General features: G+C 55.7%; 15 protein-coding genes and 1 pseudogene. 8 read left to right on the top strand and 8 right to left on the bottom strand.

Features of this window, described 5'->3' with window-relative positions; translation table 11 throughout:
* The first annotated feature begins 62 nt into the window (after nucleotides 1-62).
* Complete coding sequence (locus tag ACT3T6_RS01145) at nucleotides 63-1,949, top strand: FUSC family protein (protein WP_193054493.1); 1,887 nt, start codon at nucleotides 63-65, stop codon at nucleotides 1,947-1,949.
* Nucleotides 1,950-2,044: 95 nt separating this feature from the next.
* Here the strand turns inward: ACT3T6_RS01145 and modC are convergent, their stop codons facing one another.
* Genes modC through modA form a run of 3 tightly spaced genes read right to left on the bottom strand, consistent with a single transcriptional unit; the run spans nucleotide 2,045 to nucleotide 4,630 of the window.
* A complete protein-coding gene (gene modC / locus ACT3T6_RS01140; protein WP_193054494.1) occupies nucleotides 2,045-3,157 on the bottom strand; it encodes a molybdenum ABC transporter ATP-binding protein in 1,113 nt (370 codons plus the stop codon).
* The gene (gene modB, locus ACT3T6_RS01135; protein WP_193054495.1) at nucleotides 3,150-3,848 is read right to left on the bottom strand and encodes a molybdate ABC transporter permease subunit; all 699 of its coding nucleotides are present in this window, start codon (nucleotides 3,846-3,848) and stop codon (nucleotides 3,150-3,152) included. The genes modC and modB overlap by 8 nt, the downstream gene beginning before the upstream one ends.
* Complete coding sequence (gene modA, locus ACT3T6_RS01130) at nucleotides 3,845-4,630, bottom strand: molybdate ABC transporter substrate-binding protein (protein ID WP_193054496.1); 786 nt, start codon at nucleotides 4,628-4,630, stop codon at nucleotides 3,845-3,847. The genes modB and modA overlap by 4 nt, the downstream gene beginning before the upstream one ends.
* Nucleotides 4,631-4,856: 226 nt before the next feature.
* Between modA and ACT3T6_RS01125 the strand changes: the two genes are divergently transcribed.
* A complete protein-coding gene (locus tag ACT3T6_RS01125; RefSeq protein WP_193054497.1) occupies nucleotides 4,857-5,267 on the top strand; it encodes a DUF1090 domain-containing protein in 411 nt (136 codons plus the stop codon).
* Between the two features lie 62 nt (nucleotides 5,268-5,329).
* On the opposite strand, the gene ACT3T6_RS01120 is transcribed toward ACT3T6_RS01125, so the two are convergent.
* Complete coding sequence (locus tag ACT3T6_RS01120) at nucleotides 5,330-6,067, bottom strand: CDP-alcohol phosphatidyltransferase family protein (protein ID WP_193054498.1); 738 nt, start codon at nucleotides 6,065-6,067, stop codon at nucleotides 5,330-5,332.
* A gap of 306 nt (nucleotides 6,068-6,373) precedes the next feature.
* Here ACT3T6_RS01120 and ACT3T6_RS01115 point away from each other — a divergent pair, with 306 nt between their 5' ends.
* From ACT3T6_RS01115 to ACT3T6_RS01100, 4 genes and pseudogenes are all read left to right on the top strand, one after another.
* Nucleotides 6,374-7,363 (top strand): zinc-dependent alcohol dehydrogenase, encoded by a 990-nt coding sequence (locus ACT3T6_RS01115; protein WP_172117306.1) that lies wholly within the window; start codon nucleotides 6,374-6,376, stop codon nucleotides 7,361-7,363.
* 28 nt (nucleotides 7,364-7,391) lie between these two features.
* Nucleotides 7,392-7,790, top strand: coding sequence for a 6-pyruvoyl trahydropterin synthase family protein (locus ACT3T6_RS01110; RefSeq protein ID WP_172117305.1), 399 nt, complete (start codon nucleotides 7,392-7,394; stop codon nucleotides 7,788-7,790).
* Nucleotides 7,787-9,712, top strand: a complete 1,926-nt coding sequence (locus ACT3T6_RS01105) for a glycosyltransferase (RefSeq protein WP_193054499.1) — start codon at nucleotides 7,787-7,789, stop codon at nucleotides 9,710-9,712. The genes ACT3T6_RS01110 and ACT3T6_RS01105 overlap by 4 nt, the downstream gene beginning before the upstream one ends.
* Before the next feature lie 4 nt (nucleotides 9,713-9,716).
* Nucleotides 9,717-10,532, top strand: a pseudogene (locus tag ACT3T6_RS01100) (lysylphosphatidylglycerol synthase transmembrane domain-containing protein); the annotation flags it as partial.
* A 111-nt stretch (nucleotides 10,533-10,643) separates the two neighbouring features.
* Here ACT3T6_RS01100 and ACT3T6_RS01095 read toward each other — a convergent pair.
* Nucleotides 10,644-11,516 carry a RibD family protein gene (locus ACT3T6_RS01095; protein ID WP_193054500.1) on the bottom strand — a complete coding sequence of 291 codons (873 nt, stop codon included), beginning with the start codon at nucleotides 11,514-11,516 and terminating at the stop codon, nucleotides 10,644-10,646.
* 97 nt (nucleotides 11,517-11,613) lie between these two features.
* Here ACT3T6_RS01095 and ribA point away from each other — a divergent pair, with 97 nt between their 5' ends.
* Entirely contained in the window at nucleotides 11,614-12,720 is a 1,107-nt protein-coding gene (ribA, locus tag ACT3T6_RS01090) for a GTP cyclohydrolase II RibA (RefSeq protein ID WP_193054501.1), read from the top strand.
* 5 nt (nucleotides 12,721-12,725) lie between these two features.
* Here ribA and ACT3T6_RS01085 read toward each other — a convergent pair whose 3' ends face one another.
* The 3 genes from ACT3T6_RS01085 to ACT3T6_RS01075 form a co-directional block, all read right to left on the bottom strand.
* The gene (locus ACT3T6_RS01085) at nucleotides 12,726-13,493 is read right to left on the bottom strand and encodes a creatininase family protein (protein ID WP_172117301.1); all 768 of its coding nucleotides are present in this window, start codon (nucleotides 13,491-13,493) and stop codon (nucleotides 12,726-12,728) included.
* Between the two features lie 328 nt (nucleotides 13,494-13,821).
* Complete coding sequence (gene mdoH, locus ACT3T6_RS01080; RefSeq protein WP_193054502.1) at nucleotides 13,822-15,804, bottom strand: glucans biosynthesis glucosyltransferase MdoH; 1,983 nt, start codon at nucleotides 15,802-15,804, stop codon at nucleotides 13,822-13,824.
* A complete protein-coding gene (locus ACT3T6_RS01075) occupies nucleotides 15,797-17,338 on the bottom strand; it encodes a glucan biosynthesis protein (protein WP_193054503.1) in 1,542 nt (513 codons plus the stop codon). The genes mdoH and ACT3T6_RS01075 overlap by 8 nt, the downstream gene beginning before the upstream one ends.
* 538 nt (nucleotides 17,339-17,876) lie before the next feature.
* Here ACT3T6_RS01075 and ACT3T6_RS01070 point away from each other — a divergent pair.
* Complete coding sequence (locus tag ACT3T6_RS01070) at nucleotides 17,877-19,292, top strand: mannose-1-phosphate guanylyltransferase/mannose-6-phosphate isomerase (RefSeq protein WP_193054504.1); 1,416 nt, start codon at nucleotides 17,877-17,879, stop codon at nucleotides 19,290-19,292.
* Nucleotides 19,293-19,299: the final 7 nt, after the last annotated feature.

Genomic DNA, 19,299 nt, shown 5'->3' with positions numbered 1-19,299 from the left:
TAATGGTGATTAGACCTTACGATTTCGCAACCTGTGCTCTTGGTCGTTTCAGACTGAGCATTTTGACGTCTGACCCTGGCCGGGTTCGGCTTCGCTTGGCTGTGCGCACAATGCTCTCGATGGGGCTTGTCTGCCTGGCGCTTCTCCTTCTTCATCGCTGGTTTCCCATGCCTGCGCCAGCCTATGCCGTTGCGATGCTTACTGCGCTTCAAGGAGCGGTGGCGATAAAAGATGCAACGGCTGGCAAACGCGCTGTTTCCCGCATTTTTGCCGCACTCTGCGGCTTCACCGTTATTGCGGCGATTTCGCTAGTTGAACACTCGATTCTTCACATTAGTGCTGTGCTGCTTGGGGTCATTTTTTGGGCAGTGTTTATACGCCAGTTTGGCGCTCGCTGGCAGGGCGTCGGCGCGTTCACCTTTATGTGCGGTGTCATCGCTGCCTTTTTGAAGGCGCCTGATACGGACCTAATGGATATTGCTATTTCATTAGCGTTATCAGGCTTTATCGCGCATTTCGTTCGCAATTTTGTGCTGCCGGAACGGCCCGTTCAGGATTTTGAACGGGTGATACGTGCCTCCCTGCTTTCTGCAGACCGATTGCAGGCCGGGGTCGCACGTTCGCTGCAGGCTGGAATGGCGATCGACTTGCGTGAAACGACCCAACTTGCGCGCCGGGCGCAGGAGGCGACTTTCTTGTGCGAAAGCTATCTACCCGCCATGTCAGAAGCAATGGATGTCAAATTAGCCGATCTACTGGCGATGCGCCTGTTTGACCTGAGACTTGCTATCGAAAGGGTACTCGATGACGCGCTAAAAGTTGATCATAAGACATCCGGCCCCGAGCTTGCCGTGCTTGAAAAGAAGCTCACTGAGCTACGTGATGTTGAAGTAAAAGTGCGTGCCGATGTCGCTTCTATCGGTACTTCCTCTTCGGCTTTATCTCCCAAGCGCCCGCCTTCGGTGCCTGCCGCGGCCTCGTCGCCGCGCGGAAGCCTTCTCGCCAATCCATTCTTCAGGCAAGCTGTTCAGGTAACACTGGCATCCGGCATTGCCATGATTGTGGGTCTCGCGTTGTCTCCAGAAAGGTGGTTCTGGGCGGTGATGACGGCCTTCCTGATTTTCTCCAATACTCAGTCGCGGGGTGCTGTCGCCGTTCGTGGGCTTAACCGGGCGCTGGGTACTGCTGTGGGCATTTGCGTGGGTATTGGGCTTGCTACCCTGGTGCATGGCAATCTCTACTGGACCATACCGCTGGTGGCGATCTCGATCTTTGCAGCGTTTTATCTGATGATGCTCTCTTACGCGATGATGACGTTTCTAATCACCATCGCTCTTTCGCTCATCTACGGTATTCTGGGAGAGTTTACGCCGGGGTTGCTTGTCCTGCGGCTGGAAGAAACGTTGGTGGGGGCCTTCGCGGGAATCATCGTCTCGCTTGCCGTCTTACCGCAGAGTACTCGCGAGCAGGCCCGTCAGGCATTTGATCGCTTTCTATCAGCGTTTGAAAAGCTACTGGGGGATATTATCGCCGAAGAGGGCGACGCGAAGCGTCATTCACGCCTGATAGCATCCGTCACCGCGCTTGATACAGCACGGGCGAGCTTCGTTGATGCTGCAAGCCCTATGCAAAGCTTCATCTCGTTCGGAGCGACGCACCGGTGGGCTTATCAGAACTTGAAGTATGCCTCGACTCTGGCGTACGCCGCGCATCTGCTGGAGCGTCGGTTTAGCCAAGCTTCGCCAAATGAGCAAGAGCAGCAAGCAATCGCTGGTATTCGCGCTCGGCTCGCCCACCCGGTCGAGAATCATCTTGAGGCGCCTGGTTTAGAGAATCCTGTTCAAAATATCCTGTCGGCAGCAACGGTTAACGATTTGGCGGATGACACCGCTGCTTACGCGATTACGTTGATACATCAGACGCTGGATCAGCGCGAAAGTGAGCGATAGCAGGGGCAACGTATCCGTTCAAAAGCGTTGTGTACGCCAAAGCCGGTTCTGAAATGGGCGAAGCCTCGGCCTGTCTAATTCAGCGCCAGACACACTTAACATGCCGTAAACGACACGCTGCGAATGAGTGCCGTGACCTGCATGCCTTTTGCTAACCCCATCTCATCCCATGATTTACGCGTTAACCGGGCGCGTAAGAAAAATTGACCGATGCTTAAACGCAGCTCCACCGTATAAGGTGCTTCGGGAAGGATGATGAAATCAGTGATGGTGGCACTGAGCTGGTTGCGATAACTGGTGTTGGCGGGTGGAGTAAGCGCCAGGGCAATATCGCGGGCCAGAATGCGTACTCGCAAGCGGCTGCCAATCGGCGCTGAGGTGCCAGGCAGTACCAACTGATGTTCGTCATCAAGCGCTAAATGAGTCAGGCCATACGCGGTTTCATGGGCGACGACCTCGCCTTGTAGTAGCGAGGCCGCATCAAATCCCCCTAGTTCATGGGTTAGATCAAAGCGCTGGAGCAGGGCGCCCAATTTGTCGCTGGCGCGAACCCGTCCGGCTTTCATTACCACCAAATGATCGGCAATCGCCGTGATCTCTTCGGCATCATGGCTAACGTAGATAACCGGAATATCCACCTGCTGGGTGAGCCGGGTGATGTAGCGCAGCAGCTCCTCTTTGCGCGCGCCATCAAGCCCGGTTAGCGGTTCATCCATGAGAAGCAGTTGGGGCTCGCTCAGCAGCGCTCGGCCAATGGCCACACGGCGCGCTTCACCCCCTGAAAGCGTGCCGGGCATGCGCTCCAGCAAGGCTTCGATACCCAGTAGTTCTACTATCTCGGCAAAGCGCTGCAACGCCGGGCGGTGCATACCGTAGGTTAAATTACCGCGCACCCGGTAGTGCGGAAACAGGCGCGCTTCTTGAAATACAACGCCAATACGCCGACGGTGCGGCGGTACGAAGATGCCTTGCCGGGTATCCAGCAAGGTCTGCTCGCCCAGTGTTAGGACGCCCTGTTTTGGCCTTTCAAGCCCGGCTATCAGCCTAAGCAGGCTGGTTTTTCCGCTGCCGGAGGGGCCAAAAAAGCCGCTTACGCCTGTCGCGGGCAAGTTGAGTGCAACTGAAAGATGAAAATCCCCCAACTGCTGTTCAACCTGCAGTTTGAGTCGTGGGTCGCTGGCCTGAGGAGTAGTCGTTACGTTAGCCATCGCGTTCCTGTAGGCGTTGTCGGGTGCGCCGGGCTAGCCATTCCGAGGCAATTAACGATACCAGCGCAATGGCAATGGCGATTAGGCACAGCCGCGCGGCGGCGGCCTCTTGGCCGGGTGATTGAATCAGGGTGTAAAGCGCCAGCGGCAAGGTGCGGGTTTCGCCGGGGATGTTGGAAGCAAAGGTAATCGTTGCGCCAAACTCGGAAAGCGCCCGGGCAAAGGCGAGTACCGTGCCGGTTAGCAGGCCGGGCACGGCCAGCGGCAGCGTAATCGTGGTAAACACCCGCCATCGGCTAGCGCCCAATGTGCTGGCGGCGGCTTCAAGCTTCGGGTCAACTGCTTCAAGGGAGAGCCGTAATGCGCGTACCAACAGTGGAAACGCCATAACGCCGCTGGCGACCGCAGCACCTTGCCAGGTAAACGGCAGCGACACGCCCAGTGTGCTATACAGCCATTGGCCAATAACGCCTTGTCTACCCAGCGTCACCAGCAATAAATAGCCAACCACCACGGGCGGTAACACCAGCGGCAGGTGAATCAAGCCGTCCACCACCGCTTTACCGCGAAACTCAACGCGCGCCAGCCACCAGGCGACGGCAATCCCCGGCGGTAAAATCCAGGCGATGGCAGCCAGTCCAATTAACAAGCTTAGGCGGATGACCTCCCACTCAGCAGGTGAAAGGCTCACCGGGCATCCATGCCTGTATCAAATCCGTACTGTGCAAAGATGCTCAGTGCCTCTTCGCTCCCAAGCCATTGGCGTAAAGCAATCGCTGCATCGTTCTGTTCGGCGTCGATCAAGGCAATCGGGTAGGTGATAGGCGCATGCGTTTCAGGCGGGAAAAGCCCCAATACTCTTACTTGTTGGCTGGCTAATGCGTCGGTTTGATACACAACACCCGCAGGCGTTTCCTGGCGTTCCACCAGTGTAAGAGCCGCCCGCACGTCGTTGCCACGCGCAAGCCTTGGGAGTAGCTCCTCCCACTCTCCTAGCGCTTCAAGCGCCTGTTGGGTGTAGATGCCTGCCGGCACATGGTCCGGGTCGCCGACCGAGAGTCGGTCCCGCTCACCCAGCAGCGTGGCGATGCGGGCGTCTTCGCCTGGTGTGAAATGCTCGGGAGCGTCTGGGCTTGCTGAAACCAGCGCCAAGCGGTTGTACAGTAAATCACTGCGCTTTTGAACATTAATGCCTTGGGCTTCCAGCCAGTCCATCCACTCAACGTTTGCTGAAATAAACAGCGCCGCCGGGCTGCCGTTGGCAATTTGGCGGGCAAGGGTGGATGAGGACGCATAGATCGGCGTTACAGATACATCATGCTGTGCTTCATAGGTCGCGATAGCTTCGTTAAGTGCATCGGTAAGCGAGGCTGCCGCCGCCACTTGAATATTTGCCGCTGCATAACTTGCGGTAGGCATCACCATCATGAGCAGAGGGGCTATCAAGGGGCGATAAATGGCGAGATTGATCATACGGTTACGGTCCTTGTGCGCATCTTCTTGAGGGTTAATGTAACGCTTTTATCATGATCTAATCCAGGAGGCAGTAGCCAATATTGACCATACGCACGGGTGGTGAGTCCTTGGTCATTGCGTCAGCAACGTTTAAACAGAGTGACGAGCGCGAACTGCCAGGCATTTTGTGTATCTAACCTTCGATGAGCCAGTATTTATCAAATGAGCTGTTATAGGGAAAAACATGAAAAAAAATATGATTCAGGCAGGTGTTGTTGCCTTATTGGCGGGTATGTTGTTACCACCGGTCGCCGCTGCCGCCGATGATTTATGTGAAAGCAAGGCAGCCGATGTTCGTGAGCAGTTAGCGCATGCCCAGGCTCAGGGTAATCAGCATCGAGAGGAAGGCCTGCAGCGCGCGTTAGATGCGATTGACGATAACTGCACGAATGAAAGTGTACTAAATGATGCAACGGATGAAGTAAAAGAGAGCCTTGCAGAGGTTCAAGAGCGCCAGGCGGAATTTGAAGAGGCGCTCAATGAAGGCGATGACGATGACATTGAAAAACGGCGCGTTAAGCTGGAAGAGGCAACGCTTGAGCTGGAACGCCATACTGAAGAATTGAATGCGTTACAGCAGCAAATTAGCGAGTAAATCATTGGGCGCTATGCTAGGCATAGCGCCCATCAGTAGCAGGGGAAGTAACGTGCAGGTCATTAAAGTGCTTGGCGTCGGCGCTGTTGATAAAGCCACCAGGTGTCGATGCCAAAGGAGTAGGCAAGTGAGAGTAGTGCGCTAAACGCCAATAGGCTCGCAACGAGCGTGGGCGTCAGCGGGGTGAGCGCCAATAGCAGGGCGGATACTTGCCAAACGCACACCATTTTACGGCGCCTGCTGGCAAATAAAGGGGCTGAAAGCCACGTAAAGTGCCAGCTAGCCACCACAAATACATAGCGCGTAACGCCAATCAAAAGCACCCACAGCCCTAACGATTCAAGTTGAATTAACCCCACACAGAGCAACAGGATAAGCAGCGCATCCAGCTCCATATCAAAACGGGCGCCAAACGTGCTATAGCTCTGCGTTTTTCTGGCTATCCAGCCGTCCACGCCATCCAGCATCAGCGCGATAGTCGCGGTAACAAGCCATAGCCAAATGGCATGAGTGAATACATTGTCGGCCAGCGCCCCCGCCACCAACGCGACTAATACGGCACGCAGTAACGTTATTCTGTTGGCCCAGCCAAGTGCGCCACCCGACCAGAAAATCAATACGAAAAGGCTAATAAACGCATAGGTGCCAAACGCTAGCCCCCAGTTCAAAGCCGTTACCGTCAATGTGGGGAGCAGGCTGCCCAGCCCCAGCAGTAGCAAACTGCCCACCGCTAGTTCGCTGGCGCTGTAGAGGCGGCTCGATAAAAGATGGCTAGAAGCGAGCGTGGTAATTCGAACCATTGTGTCTCGCAAAGCGGATGTCCCGCCCGCAGTCAATTGATGGGTGAGCCTGTTTATATATACGCTTCTTATACGTGGCTCTGCGGTTGTCTACCCCATTAATCATAGCGTATTGATGTCCCTGAAAAGTACCTGCGTACATTTTTAACCGTTCTTAAACGAAATTGGCGCCCGCATTCATCGACCTGTGTCTTTTCTGGGCTAAGCTTTACGGTACGCCACAAAAATTTCATACGTTGGCCATGCCAGATTAACGGTAGAGGCGCCCAACTGATTGGATGAAAACGCGAATAATAGGGAAATGACATGTCGGCGAACGATACGGCCACTGCCTTCTGGGTAACGCGTCCAAGGGTCGGCGAGCTTAAAAAAGAGACGCTCACCAGCGTAGGGGAGGAAGACGTACGCGTACGTGCCCTGTTCAGTGGCGTTAGCCGTGGCACTGAGTCGCTGGTATTCAATGCTCGCGTACCCGAAAGTGAAGTGGAGCGTATGCAGGCCCCTTTTCAGGCAGGTAGTTTTCCCGCGCCGGTCAAGTATGGCTACTGTAGTGTCGGCGTTGTTGAGCAAGGGCCTGCGCACCTGCTTAACAAAACGGTATTTTGTCTCTATCCCCATCAGGATCGCTATGTCGTTCCTGCTTCCGCCGTATTGCCTATTCCTGACAGTATACCGGTGCCGCGCGCCGTGCTGGCCGCCAATATGGAGACGGCCATTAACGGCGTTTGGGACGCCGAACCAATGCTTGGGGAACGCGTCAGTGTTATCGGGGCCGGTGTTGTAGGCGCCCTGGTGGCTTACCTGTGTTCACAGATCCCCGGTGTGAGCGTCACGCTGATTGATATTAACCCGAAGCGCCAGGCGCTCGCCGAGCGTTTAGGCCTTGTCTTTTGTACCCCGGAAAAAGCGCCCAACGATCAAGACTGCATCATTCACGCCAGCGGCCATCCCGAAGGCTTACGCCAAGCGCTAAGCCAGGTCGGCAACGAAGGCCGAGTTATCGAAATGAGCTGGTTTGGCGAAGGGGAGGTGAGTATCCCCTTGGGCGGTGCGTTTCATTCACTGCGCCTTAGCCTGCGCGCCAGCCAGGTGGGCCAGTTACCCGCTAAATTGCGCCCGCGATGGGACTTCCAGCGCCGTTTAATGTTGGCCTTGAGCCTGTTAAACGATAGCCGATTAGACGCACTGATTAGTGGCGAGAGCGACTTTGACGCTTTGCCCCAGCTTGCTCCCAAACTCTTTTCTACGGACAGCGACGTGCTATGTCACCGCCTTCGTTACCCCGCTCACGTTTAACCACTACAGCTTACTATCAGGAGCGTTTATGTACCGTCTATGTGTTCGTGATCACTTTATGATTGCGCATAGCTTCAAAGGTGACATTTTTGGTCCTGCCCAGCGCACGCATGGGGCAACATATGTCGTTGATGTGGTCTTTCAGCGCCCGGAGCTTGATGAGGACGGATTAGTGATTGATATCGGCCTCGCCAGCGAAACGCTCAAGGAAGTGTTGTCACACCTGAACTATCGCAATCTGGATGACGAAGAAGCCTTTAAGGGTAAAAACACCTCCACCGAGTTTATGGCCAGCGTTATCTTCAGCCGTTTGGCCGATGCCATCGGTGAAGGCCAAATGGGGAAAACCGCGCAAGGCATCGCTCGTATGGAAGTCAAACTGCATGAGTCGCATATTGCCTGGGCAAGCTATGAAGGTGATCTATGAGTGAACCACTGACGTTTATTATCGCGGGGGCGCTTGATCAGCGCACCGGCGGCTATATCTACGATGCGCGCATTATCGAAGCGCTGCGTCAGGAAGGGCGCACCGTCGATGTCATCAGCTTATCAGGCCGCTTCCCTAATGCCGACCAGGAGGCTGCCGAGCAATTGGCTACGGCACTAAACGATTTGCCCGAGGCCACGGACGTGGTAATCGATGGTCTCGCCATGGGGATGTTACCGGACATCATTATTGAGCAGGCCAATCGGTTGATGATAACAGCACTGGTGCATCATCCGTTGGGTGATGAGCAAGGGCTAAGCGAATCCGAGCAGCAGCAATTTCATCAGTCTGAGCTGAAGGGGCTTGCCGCCGTCTCACAAATAATCGTGACCAGCCGGTTTACTGAGCGCCGGTTGAAGGCGTTGGCAAACCGCTACGCCATGCCTATAGCGGCTACGGTTAGTGTTGTCGAGCCTGGGGTGGACGTTGTCCCCATGAACGCCGCCCCAGCGCTTGGCGAGCCGCTGCGGTTTGTGTGTGTGGCAACGCTTGTTCCGCGTAAGGGGCAGGATGTGTTGGTCCAGGCATTGGCGGGATTAAACCAGAGAAACTGGCAGTGTGACTGTTATGGCGGTGCACGTGATGCGGCGTTTGCCGACCGGGTAGCGCAGTTGATTGAGGCGCATGGGCTTGCGTCTTGTGTGCAGCTGCACGGCGAGTGCGACGCGACGACCTTAACCAGGACGTACGAAAACGCGCACGCCTTGGTACTGCCTTCCTGGTACGAAGGTTATGGCATGGTAGTCACCGAGGCGCTGGCGCGAGGCCTGCCTGTCATTACCACGACCGGGGGCGCTCTTGATGAAACCTTGCCGGAAGGCGCAGGCCTTAAAGTAACGCCTGGGGATGTAAAAGCACTGACACATGCACTGAGCCGTTTTTGCGATGAACCCGAGCTGCGTGCGTCGCTTAAAGCCGGTGCAGGAGCGGTGCGTGAAACGCTTAGCGATTGGCAGCATGCCGGTGCTGCGTTTGCTAAAGCGCTGAACCCGGCCCCCTCTTTTCATACCGGCAGCCAGTTTGAAGCCGATTGGCTCACGCTGCGTGAAGAGGCGGACGTTACGTTTAGAAGCCAGCAGCTTCCTCAAAAAGCCGCTATATGGCTAAACGAACGCACTCAGACGCCGAGGCTGGTCGATTTAGGGTCAGGCAGAGGAAGCAATATGCGCTTCCTGGCGCCTTTTCTACCGACTCCGCAGCACTGGACGCTCATTGACCATGACGCTGAACTACTCAACGACGCCCGCGACAGCATCGGCAAGCTGGAAAATGCCCAGGCGGGCATTCGGGTAGAAACGCTCTGTACGTCGCTTGATTCGCTTGTTCATGTACCTCTGCAAGATGCGGATCTGATAACCGCATCGGCGCTGCTGGATCTTGTATCGCAAGGTTGGATCGAAACGCTCGTCACGCACTGTCAGGCACGTGACCAGGCGCTTTTAATGGCCCTTAGCGTGACCGGAGAGTGGGGCTTTACCGATGCCGATGATGAGCCGTTATCCGATGATGATGATCACTGGCTACTGGCGCTGTTTATGGCGCATCAGCATCGCGACAAAGGACTAGGTGATGCCTTGGGCGGGCAGGCTCACGAGACGCTGGTTAATGCGCTTGAACAAGCGAATTATCACGTTGAACAGGTTGCTACCCCTTGGCTGTTGAGTTCGGCTAACCGTTTACATCAGCCTTTAATGACGGCGCTCATTAACGGCTGGGCGGAAGCGGCGACAGAACAGGCACCAGAGGCTGCTACTCGCATTGGTGAGTGGCGTGAGCGACGTACACACTCGGTGGCTTCCGGTGAGGTGGGCATTTGGGTGGGGCATTGTGACCTGCTAGCAACGCCAGAAAAAAGGGCGTAGCCCGATGAACATGCAGCGGATATGGCGCTCTCCTTGGGTTCGACGCAGGCTAATGAGTGCTGGCTTGCTGGGGGCGATCGCGTTATTTGTAGAGCCCCGTGACATCATGGGCCAGGTACAGCGCTTGTCGTTGGGCTGGGTCGTTGTGGCGCTGCTGATTAGCGTGGTTCAAATTATGCTCAGTGCGTGGCGATGGCAGTTGACGGCCAACCGAGTGGGGGCTCCGCTGCGGTTTAGCTATGCATTGCGGGAGTACTATCTTGCTTTGTTAGTGAATCAGATATTGCCTGGTGGCATTTTAGGCGATGCTGGCCGCGCTCATCGGCACGCTCAACAAGCAGGCTCACGGGGTAGCGCATGGCGGGCGGTAATTATCGAGCGCACCTCTGGGCAGGTAGCTGTGGTGGGGTTAACCATCGCGGCCCTGTTACTTTCTCCGCTATGGCACGCCGTGCTTGGCTGGCCGGTTAGCCTCACTATTATTGGTGGGCTGTGCCTTGCAGGCGTGGCTGTGTGGCAAGGAGTAGTGCGCTTGCCTTCATCGCGGCTACCGGCGTGGTGTCATTCGATGGGGGTGGATATCAAGCGAGGCCTTTTTAGCCCCGGGGTGTGGCACCTACAGCTGGTATCTTCGCTCGTTATTGTCATGAGCTATGGGGTCGTTATGGTCTGTGCGGCGCGGGCCATTGGTGTCGAGCTTGCGGCGTCGAAAATTTTGGCATTGGCGCCGGTGCTTCTGTTAGCCATGTTAATTCCGCTGTCCGTTGCCGGGTGGGGACTGCGTGAAGGGGCCGCTGTGGCCACTTGGGCGCTGGTGGGGCTGCCCACTGCTCAAGGGGTCGCGGTATCCCTTGCTTATGGTGTGTTAGTACTGCTTTCAAGCCTGCCGGGCATTTGGGTGGCGATGGATAAACGTCACCGTGCCCAGCCGTCAGGCAAAGGTGGTGGCTCTCAGCAACACGTCAAACAGCGTGTCGTCTCCACAGCGAAACGTTCTCATCGTCGGGCGAAGAGCACTTCCAAGCGTCTCGATAGGCGTCATCTGAAGCCCCGGCCTGCCCGAGCCGATCAGCAGTGGGGCGACCAGAAGATGCAGGCGATCAATGACATTTGCTTCAATAAACTGGGAGACCGTTATACCGCCCCCTTCCACCAGAATGCGCTTCAAACCACACTGATTAAGCAGCGTGATTACATCATTTGGGGCGAACTGCCCCTGCGCATTAAGCGGCAGTACATGGCGCTGAACCCGCGAATTGGGCGGCGGCGGTGTATCCGGCCCCACGATGTGCAGCGTGGGCGCCGAGTCGGTGTGGAACAGCTTAATGCCTGCGGGCACACGACCGCGCGGATCAAGCACTACCCGCGTGGGATGCGTGCCGGTGACATGACGCACTGTCAATTGGGGGTCGTCAGCACTGGCCGTACCGGCGCCGATGATAACGGCATCCACCAGTGCCCGCAGCCGATGCAGGTGAATCAGGCTTTCATGGCCGTTGACGTAGTGCGAGTGGCCACTCTGCGTCGCAATGCGCCCGTCCAGGCTTTGCCCCAGTTGGGCAATCACCCAGTGGGGACGGCTCGCCAGCGGCACCAGGCAGTCCAACAGGTCAGTGGCCGCCGGTGTTATAGCGTTCTGACGGTGCCAATTGCCCTCAGCGTCGAGCCGCAATGGCGCCTCGGTTGTTCGGCCTTCACGTATTGCCAACAGCCACGCCCACGCCGTGTCTATATCCAGCGACGTCTTCTTCTCCAACAATGTTTTAGGACCAATGCAGCCACTATGGTGACGGGTGTCGGACATAACGCCTCCACGCTGAGAAAACAGTCTTATCTTGCGGGGCCGTATAGTTCAACACAAGCGTACGCTACCCGCTGCACCAGGCAATCAGGAGGCCACTATGTATCACATTGAACGCGCTATTTTCGACATTCGCCGTGGGCTGCCGGTTGTGCTTAATACGGGGGAAAAGCGTCTGCTGGTACAGGCATTAGAGGGCATTGAGTCGGTCGATATGCTGGCCAAACTCGCAGGGACGCGACCCTCTCTGGTATTAACGCGCCATCGCCTAGAGGCGATGGGCATGTCACTAACGGCGGAAGCAGCCTGTTTGCCATTGGTTGAGCATGTGAGCGAAGATGATTTGCAGGCGCTCGCGGTGATTCAAACGGCAAGTCGACCCGCGCATTCCTTATTAAGTGGCCTTAAACCCGCAGGACCAGGTGAGCGTGGCGCGGTCGCACTCATGCGCCGTGCTTTGCTAATTCCAGCCGCGCTATGTGCCGATGTGAGTGACCCGGCGGCTGAATCGGTGGCGCAGAAAATTGCTCAAGGCAAACTGTTGGAGGTTGATGCGAGAGACGCTGCAAAGTGCCTAGCCGGTGCACCGGGTATGCTGAAACGGGTGAGCGAAGCCAGGATTCCGCTGGAAGACGCTGCTGAAAGTCGCTTTGTGCTGTTCCGCGAGCCGGATGGGCTACGCGAGCATGTGGCGGTCGTAATCGGACAGCCTGAAACGCTGGAAGGGGCAGTTCCTTTACGCCTGCATTCTGCATGCCTGACCGGCGATTTATTTGGCAGCCTGCGCTGCGATTGCGGCGAGCAGTTGCGTAATGCCGTGGCGGACATTCAGGCCATGGGGGGAGGTGTACTACTTTATCTGGCCCAGGAGGGGCGGGGCATTGGGCTTGCCAATAAGCTGCGCGCCTATACTCTGCAAGATGGTGGCCTGGACACCATGGATGCTGACCAGGTGCTGGGGTTTGGTGACGACGAGCGCCAGTACGCCGTGGCGGTGGACATGCTTAATGCGCTGCAGATCTCTCAAGTGCAGCTACTGACGAATAATCCATTGAAGATCGCTGCCCTGCGTGAAGGCGGAATTGAGGTGGTATCGCGTCAAGCACTTTATGGGAGCGTCACCGACCAGAATCATCGCTACCTGAGTGCAAAAGCCAATCGAGCCGGCCATCTTTTCGGCGACGTATTAGGCCGACATGGGCGCTAACGCACTTAAAACGCAGGCAGCCGAGCTGTTTCCGTGATCACGGTTGCCAGTTGCTCAGCGTAATGGTGTACCAGACGCTCACCCAATGCCGACGTGGCTTGGTGGGCATCACCGGCCACGCCGTGCTGGCTTAAATCCTCGGCAAGCCAGGCAAATGCGGCGGCTCCTTCCGGGCCTACCAGACGGCAATTTTCTAACGTGCCGAGCGGGGCAGCCTGATAGTTGTCCAGATTGACGGTGGTTGGCGCCAGGTATTGCATCATGGCGGTTTCAAGCAGCCCGCCGTGTAATCCATAACGCAGCTCCTGGGCATCAACCGCACCTTCAAGCGGTGGTAGCCGCGTATACGTCGCTTTAACGACGCGCATATTAAACTGCTGGCGTAGGGTGAGCGCGGCCAACTCCATAATGGCTTTATTACCGCCATGGCTGTTGATGAGTACCAGCCGGTTAATACCCGCCTGCGCGACGCATTTCCCATACGCCTCAAGCGTGGCAATCGCGAGCGATGCAGGAAGGCTAAGCGTGCCAGAGAAGTTAGCGTGCTCGTCGCTTGCGCCCACCGCAATAGAGGGTAAGCAAACGACCTCTAGAGCGGGGTCAAGAACGCTCAGCATCGCAGCCTGCAGTCCTTCGCCAATAATCAGGTCCGTGCCTAACGGTAGGTGTGTGCCGTGCTGCTCAATCGCGCCCAGCACTAAAACGGCGACAGGGTCGCGCTCGGCGACCGCCGCTAACTCGGGAACACTAAGCGCTTGCCAATCGTAAATCATAAATCCTGAATTCCTGGCATAAGCTCCTTGTAACGGAGCTTGGTATGGAGGGTGTGATACTTGGTTCTGATAAACGTTTTAGTAAACACGTTTTTGTAACCATAGCGCCTGTGCTTGAAACCACAGCGCTGTTGGCAGGTTAGGTCGAAAATTAACGTTTGAAAAGCTGTCACATACCATCACCCGCTGTGGGCGCGCGTGGGTAGGGGATGATCCACTCGGCAGGCATACAGGTCTCCCGAGGCCAAGCCATCTGCACCTGTGGCCAACCTCAGGCTGCGTTAAACCAGCATCGAACGGCTTAGCCGATGTGCTAGCTGACCAAGCATTAATGAGGCTCCTTCGTCTGGGCAGCCGGGGACGACGGTGCGTGGACGCTAAACTGGTTTAGCGACTGAGGCGGCATCTCGCCAGACAATTCAGAAGGCAGCGCATTAAGAACATACGGAGAACCATCGGCCATGGCAGGCAAGGTTGAGCTGTCGCGCGCCATAAGGGTGTTAAATTCATCCAGCAAAGATGGGCTCAAACGCGTGCTAGGCGTTTTTAGCAGCCCTAAGCGCTGATTGATAACGCCGCCCCACGTGCTGCTACTGGAGTACTTGATGATCGGCACGGCTAACAGCAGGCCTAGCCATACCGGCGATAGCCATCCAAAGGCTGAGGCGGAAAACAGCATGACAGCTCCCGCCCAGGCAAGGCCACATAGTGTCATCCAGCCAGCATGCTGCCACACTTCTCCCCAAGGTAAAGAGCGCTCGCCTCGGGGTTGGGTTTGCCACTCAATAGAGCGCCCTAGCAGCACAGTGATAATAAACAGGCTGTGCCATGCCATCATCAAGGGAGCGATCAACGCGGCAAAGAGTATTTCCAATACCATGCTGGTGAATAGCTTAAGCCTGCCACCGAAGGCATGCGGACACTGTCCGAGTGCCAGTAAAAACCCCAAAAACTTGGGTGCCAGCAGCATCCCCAAGGTAATGGTCAGTAGTCCTACGGATAACGATTTGGGCAGCATTTGCTCTGTCGGCTCATCAATCGCCTGGTAGCCGACCAGAAGGCTCGTACACACCAGCAGAGCGAGCCACACAAGCGATGATAAATAGGCAAAGGCGCCGAAGAAAAAATGTAGCCGACTGATGGGATGAAAGCCCGCGCCCGTTAGCAAACGTAGATGCTGTAAATTTCCCTGCAGCCAACGACGATCACGCTTGGCAAAGTCGAGCATATTGCTGGGCATGGCCTCAAAGCTGTTATGAGCGGCGCTGGCATACGGGTCATGACGTGAAACGGCGGTGGTGGCCGTGGTATCAAGAAGTACCTGCCAGCCACTTCTTTTTAACAGGGCGGCCTCCACGAAATCGTGGCTAAGAATTTCTCCGCCAAGTGGCGGTTTGCCGGGAATGGTAGGCAAGCCTGCGCTGGCCATAAAGGCGCGCGTGCGCACAATGGCGTTATGCCCCCAGTAGTTGGCAGCATCGCCTTGCCAGAAGCTTTGGCCTGCGGCCAGCATCGGGCTGTAAAGTGCAGAGGCAAACTGGGTGAAAAGGCCAAACAGCGTGCGCTGGCCAACCGGAATCGGCACGGTTTGAATCAAGCCGACACTGGGCTCGCGCTGCATGCGGTGAACTAGCGTTAACAGCGTCTCGCCACTCATCAGGCTATCCGCATCCAGAACCACCATATAGTCGTAGCGGCGTCCCCAGCGGCAGCAAAAATCGGCAATATTACCTGCCTTACGCTCATGGTTGCTCTCTCGACGACGGTAGTGAACCGCTAGCTGACCGGCAAGGCGCTGCTGAAGTGCTGCCACGTGGGCGGCCTCTTCCTGGGCTTTGTCGAGGTCCTGCGTATCACTCAGAATAAAGACGTCGAAGTGTTCGCTTAAGGGTGTCTCAGGAGGGTTCGAGGAGGTGTGTGCCTGCTCAATTAGCGAGCGACAGGTCGCTTCGAGGCCTGCAATAGTGGGGATGGGAGGTTCTGCATAAATCGGCATGACCAGCGCTGTTTTACTCACCAGTAAATTGCCGTTAGGCGAAAGCGGCACTTGCCGACGCAGGCTTAAGGGATCTAGCCGCAGGGCGCACACAATAAAACCGAACACCGCGCCCCAAAACGCCAAGGCGATCCAGCTAAACGTTAGTGCAAACAGTACCAACATGGTGATTTGCCAGCCTATTTCCAAAAAGGAAATAACCTTGAACATCGCCACACAGCCAGCAATGCTGGAACTGATGACGAGCACGGCCAGCAATGCGCGACGAAAGGCCAACCACGGAATCAACGGGGTAAGTTCAATAGATTTACGCATCGGGATACCACACATAGTTCCAGGTTTCGCTAATGGGCTGGTTATTGAGCATTAAACGCAGGCGGATATCAGTTGGCTCATTTCCCGGGGGAACTCGAAAGCTGGCGCGCCACATGTTATTGGGGAGCGGCATAACATGGGGCTGCGTGACGTTGCCGGTTTGGGTGCTAATGTCGAGTTCGACGGGTTGATCTGGGGCAATGTCATCAAGCGCACCGCCTTGAAAATCGACAACAAACTGGCGCTCTACTGTAGCGCCTTCACTGGCGCTTCCCTCAATGGTGGTCTTGCCATGACGGGTGCGAATGACCCGGCCTACGGCGTGGTCCTGGGCGTCATTGAGTGTGTAGGTGTGATAATGAAGGTGGCGTGAGTCCCCAGCGTTAAGCGGCTCATCGTCGACCCAATAGGCAACAATATTGTCGTGGGTTTCATCCGGAGTGGGTATTTCTACTAGCTCAACATGACCTGCGCCCCATGCATCAATAGGCGCTACCCATTGGCTGGGCCGTTGATGGTAATGCGCTTCCATATCCAAATAGCGGCTAAAGTCGCGCTCACGCTGCATCAGCCCAAAACCGTGGGGGGCGTTATCCACAAAGCTTGAAATATGTGTTTCTTGAGGATTACGGAGGGGGCGCCAAATCCATTCATCAGCGCCTGTATGTATCAATAATCCATCAGAGTCGTGTACCTGTGGCCGAAAATCATCAAACCTTTCATGGCTAGACTCGCCAAACGTGTACATGCTGGTAAGCGGAGCTATGCCTAGCTTGGCGACATCGTGACGGGCAAATAGCTCGGCTTCTATCTCAGCATCGGTTTGTTCACCAGGGCGCAGCGTTATGCGGTAAGCACCGCTTAACGATGGACTGTCGAGCAGCGCGAGTAGCGTAATTTCATCGGCATCTTCGCCTGGCTTATAGAGCCAAAACTCCCGAAAGGCTGGAAACTCTTCCTTTTCAGATGACGCTGTGTCGATCGCTAATCCTCGCGTTGATAATCCGTAGGTTTGACCCTGGCCCACTAGGCGAAAATAGCTGGCGCCTAAAAAGACCGCGAACTCATCCGCGTAATCGTCATTGTTGAGGGGATAGTGCAGCCGGAATCCGGCATGGCCACTGCCGGTTAAATCCTGCTCAAGAAGCGACTCGGCATTGTCATCGTACTGAAAATCATCGCTGGAGAAGGGCAGCGGAGTGGCGTCATCGCCCTCAATGATGTTCAGCGTGATAGGCGTTTGAAAAATAAACCCGCTATGAAATAACTGTAAATTGAAGGGGCTTTCATCACGCCAGTAGGCCTGGTCGGGCGAAAAGCGGATTTGTCGATAGGTGTCGTAATCAATCTCTTTTAGGGCCGAGGGTAGTGATTCTTCAGGTGCTTGATACGCCTGTTCAGCAAGCTCTTTAGCCTGCTCAATGACCGCATTGAAATGGTCATCTGTGTGGGCACTGGCTGGCAATGCCGTAAAGCAGCCAAGCAGTAATATCCACTTTCCGATCTCCGGGCTCTTCAACGTCGTACAGCGCATAGGCGAGTTCCTTTCGACGGCTGACTAAAACAGGGTGAGCTAACATTACTATCAGTATGTTTAAACAAATTTTGTACACTAAATCCTTTATGCACACCGTTCATCTAGCGTATGGTCGCCAACCTGGGTAATGCCGCCACTTACACGGCATTTGGACGCCCGCTTAACGTTTATGTAGACCTGCCGTTGTTGCGCTCAATCTTTCACTTGCTAGTAGGTAATGTAGGCCAAATATGGGCATTTTGCGCGATGCTTGCAGGCGCCGCTGGGCTGTTTTTGCGCCTTGGGAGCAAGCGAGTGACCCACCGGAGGTGGTCTGGCAGGATAGTGAGCGGATACGTGATCATTACGCTTGGTCTGTCGACTACGCTGTAGAGGTGACCCAGCGTTATTGGCGCCTTTTCGCACGTATGGATTTGTGGAGGGCACGCTGCCGTCATTGGATAACCCTGAAAAGGCTGCGCGAATGAGCCAGCTTCGCCACTGGTTACGGGAAGCATTTGGCAGCCGGTAACACTTTGCCTACAAGGACGAGACTATGATTCAGCCGGTGATTCTATGCGGGGGAAGCGGCACACGGCTGTGGCCGCTTTCACGCGAGCAAATGCCCAAACAGTTTTTGCGCTTAACCTCGTCGAAGAGCCTGCTTCAGCAAACGCTGGATCGCCTGGAAGGGATAAGTACGACACCGCCGTTTATTATGGGCCATCAGGCGCACCGGTTCCTTATGGCTGAGCAACTGCGTGAAGCGAACCAGGCGGGGCGTATTGTGCTAGAGCCAGAAGGGCGTAACACAGCGCCTGCGATTGCCTGTGCGGCGTTGTTAGCCAGGGCCGCAGGAGACGATCCGCTGTTGTTGGTTTTGCCGGCGGATCATGTCATTGGCGATGTGAGCGCTTTTCAACAAAGTGTCGAGTGGGCCGTGCCCTTGGCAGAGCAGGGCTATTTAGTCACCTTTGGCGTTGTGCCTACGCATCCTGAAACGGGATATGGCTATATCGCCTGTGGTGATGCATTGGAAAAGGGCTATCGGCTCGCCTCGTTTATTGAAAAACCGGATGCCGAGCGCGCCGCTCAACTGCTTGAACAAGGCGATACGCTTTGGAACAGCGGCATGTTTTTGTTACGCGCTTCGACATATCTTGAGCAGCTAGCGGACCTTCAACCCGAGATGCTGTCTGCCTGCCGGGCCGCTGTTGATGGCGCTCACAGCGATCTGGATTTTCTAAGGCTCGCTGAAGCGCCGTTTCAGCGCTGCCCCGCCAATTCGATTGATTATGCCGTCATGGAGCACTGCCGTTTTGCGGCCGTCATCCCCCTTGATGCTCAGTGGAGCGATGTAGGCAGTTTTGATGCGCTTTGGGAGATGGCCGCGGCGGATGAAGCGGGCAATGTGGTGCAAGGTGATGCGCTTTTGCACTCGACCACGAATTCACTCGTGATGGCCGAACACCGCTTGGTGACCACGCTGGGCGTTAACGACTTGCTTGTGATTGAAACCTCTGACAGCGTGCTGGTGGCGCATCGGGACCAGGCCCAGCACATAAAACAATTAGTCGCGGTGTTAGCCAGTAAAGGGCGCCACGAGCTTCAGTCAACGCCCCAGGTACATCGCCCCTGGGGTGACTTTCAAGCAATTGATAGTGGTGAGCGCTACCAAGTTAAGCATATTACGGTGAAACCCGGCGGCCGACTCTCCCTTCAACGCCACCATCATCGCGCCGAGCATTGGGTCGTGGTAAGCGGAACGGCACAGGTAACCGTGGGAGAGCGCAGCTTTCTAGTCAGTGAAAATCAATCGACCTATATTCCGATTGGCACACTTCACCGCTTAGAGAACCCCGGTAAAATCCCGTTAGAGCTGATTGAGGTTCAGTCGGGTGCCTATCTGGGGGAAGACGATATCGAAAGGCTCGATGATGTCTATGCACGCCATGACGATGAGAGGTACTGATAAGGTC

It is taken from the genome of Halomonas sp. 72, assembly GCF_052379785.1.
Classification (GTDB): Bacteria; Pseudomonadota; Gammaproteobacteria; order Pseudomonadales; family Halomonadaceae; genus Vreelandella; species Vreelandella citrativorans.
This window is presented reverse-complemented; position numbering and strand designations above follow the sequence as displayed.